The sequence below is a fragment of the Paenibacillus glufosinatiresistens genome (genome assembly GCF_031470375.1).
Lineage (GTDB): Bacteria > Bacillota > Bacilli > Paenibacillales > Paenibacillaceae > Paenibacillus_AQ > Paenibacillus_AQ glufosinatiresistens.
In genome coordinates this window covers 1-2550 of record NZ_JAVFHT010000038.1, presented here as the reverse complement: position 1 = coordinate 2550, position 2550 = coordinate 1, and the positions used below count along the sequence as shown (strand labels likewise).

General features: G+C 30.5%; 3 protein-coding genes. All 3 read left to right on the top strand.

What is annotated here, in order from left to right:
- Positions 1–61 precede the first annotated feature (61 nt).
- The 3 genes from RBI05_RS19185 (at position 62) to erm(C) (ending at position 2087) form a co-directional block, all read left to right on the top strand.
- Entirely contained in the window at positions 62–538 is a 477-nt protein-coding gene (locus RBI05_RS19185; protein WP_000664727.1) for a replication/maintenance protein RepL, read from the top strand.
- A 694-nt stretch (positions 539–1232) separates the two neighbouring features.
- The gene (gene ermCL / locus RBI05_RS19180) at positions 1233–1292 is read left to right on the top strand and encodes a 23S rRNA methylase leader peptide ErmCL (protein ID WP_002497446.1); all 60 of its coding nucleotides are present in this window, start codon (positions 1233–1235) and stop codon (positions 1290–1292) included.
- A 60-nt stretch (positions 1293–1352) separates the two neighbouring features.
- The gene (gene erm(C), locus RBI05_RS19175) at positions 1353–2087 is read left to right on the top strand and encodes a 23S rRNA (adenine(2058)-N(6))-methyltransferase Erm(C) (RefSeq protein WP_001003263.1); all 735 of its coding nucleotides are present in this window, start codon (positions 1353–1355) and stop codon (positions 2085–2087) included.
- Positions 2088–2550 lie beyond the last annotated feature (463 nt).

Here is a 2550-nt window from a genome sequence, read left to right as displayed (position 1 = left end):
TTTTTTTTTTAGAACAGTTATGATATAGTTAGAATAGTTTAAAATAAGGAGTGAGAAAAAGATGAAAGAAAGATATGGAACAGTCTATAAAGGCTCTCAGAGGCTCATAGACGAAGAAAGTGGAGAAGTCATAGAGGTAGACAAGTTATACCGTAAACAAACGTCTGGTAACTTCGTAAAGGCATATATAGTGCAATTAATAAGTATGTTAGATATGATTGGCGGAAAAAAACTTAAAATCGTTAACTATATCCTAGATAATGTCCACTTAAGTAACAATACAATGATAGCTACAACAAGAGAAATAGCAAAAGCTACAGGAACAAGTCTACAAACAGTAATAACAACACTTAAAATCTTAGAAGAAGGAAATATTATAAAAAGAAAAACTGGAGTATTAATGTTAAACCCTGAACTACTAATGAGAGGCGACGACCAAAAACAAAAATACCTCTTACTCGAATTTGGGAACTTTGAGCAAGAGGCAAATGAAAAACAAGAAAATGCATTATCTGATTATTATTCTTTCAAGGACTAGTATAACATAAAATCGTCTACAAATAGACAAAAAACCTGCACGCTTAATGTAGATCAAAAGCTTAACGCAAATGAAATAGATTGACCTCCCAATAACACCACGTAGTTATTGGGAGGTCAATCTATGAAATGCGATTAAGCTTTTTCTAATTCACATAAGCGTGCAGGTTTAAAGTACATAAAAAATATAATGAAAAAAAGCATCATTATACTAACGTTATACCAACATTATACTCTCATTATACTAATTGCTTATTCCAATTTCCTATTGGTTGGAACCAACAGGCGTTAGTGTGTTGTTGAGTTGGTACTTTCATGGGATTAATCCCATGAAACCCCCAACCAACTCGCCAAAGCTTTGGCTAACACACACGCCATTCCAACCAATAGTTTTCTCGGCATAAAGCCATGCTCTGACGCTTAAATGCACTAATGCCTTAAAAAAACATTAAAGTCTAACACACTAGACTTATTTACTTCGTAATTAAGTCGTTAAACCGTGTGCTCTACGACCAAAAGTATAAAACCTTTAAGAACTTTCTTTTTTCTTGTAAAAAAAGAAACTAGATAAATCTCTCATATCTTTTATTCAATAATCGCATCAGATTGCAGTATAAATTTAACGATCACTCATCATGTTCATATTTATCAGAGCTCGTGCTATAATTATACTAATTTTATAAGGAGGAAAAAATATGGGCATTTTTAGTATTTTTGTAATCAGCACAGTTCATTATCAACCAAACAAAAAATAAGTGGTTATAATGAATCGTTAATAAGCAAAATTCATTATAACCAAATTAAAGAGGGTTATAATGAACGAGAAAAATATAAAACACAGTCAAAACTTTATTACTTCAAAACATAATATAGATAAAATAATGACAAATATAAGATTAAATGAACATGATAATATCTTTGAAATCGGCTCAGGAAAAGGGCATTTTACCCTTGAATTAGTACAGAGGTGTAATTTCGTAACTGCCATTGAAATAGACCATAAATTATGCAAAACTACAGAAAATAAACTTGTTGATCACGATAATTTCCAAGTTTTAAACAAGGATATATTGCAGTTTAAATTTCCTAAAAACCAATCCTATAAAATATTTGGTAATATACCTTATAACATAAGTACGGATATAATACGCAAAATTGTTTTTGATAGTATAGCTGATGAGATTTATTTAATCGTGGAATACGGGTTTGCTAAAAGATTATTAAATACAAAACGCTCATTGGCATTATTTTTAATGGCAGAAGTTGATATTTCTATATTAAGTATGGTTCCAAGAGAATATTTTCATCCTAAACCTAAAGTGAATAGCTCACTTATCAGATTAAATAGAAAAAAATCAAGAATATCACACAAAGATAAACAGAAGTATAATTATTTCGTTATGAAATGGGTTAACAAAGAATACAAGAAAATATTTACAAAAAATCAATTTAACAATTCCTTAAAACATGCAGGAATTGACGATTTAAACAATATTAGCTTTGAACAATTCTTATCTCTTTTCAATAGCTATAAATTATTTAATAAGTAAGTTAAGGGATGCAGTTTATGCATCCCTTAACTTGTTTTTCGTGTACCTATTTTTTGTGAATCGATTATGTCTTTTGCGCATTCACTTCTTTTCTATATAAATATGAGCGAAGCGAATAAGCGTCGGAAAAGCAGCAAAAAGTTTCCTTTTTGCTGTTGGAGCATGGGGGTTCAGGGGGTGCAGTATCTGACGTCAATGCCGAGCGAAAGCGAGCCGAAGGGTAGCATTTACGTTAGATAACCCCCTGATATGCTCCGACGCTTTATATAGAAAAGAAGATTCAACTAGGTAAAATCTTAATATAGGTTGAGATGATAAGGTTTATAAGGAATTTGTTTGTTCTAATTTTTCACTCATTTTGTTCTAATTTCTTTTAACAAATGTTCTTTTTTTTTTAGAACAGTTATGATATAGTTAGAATAGTTTAAAATAAGGAGTGAGAAAAAGATGAAAGAAAGATATG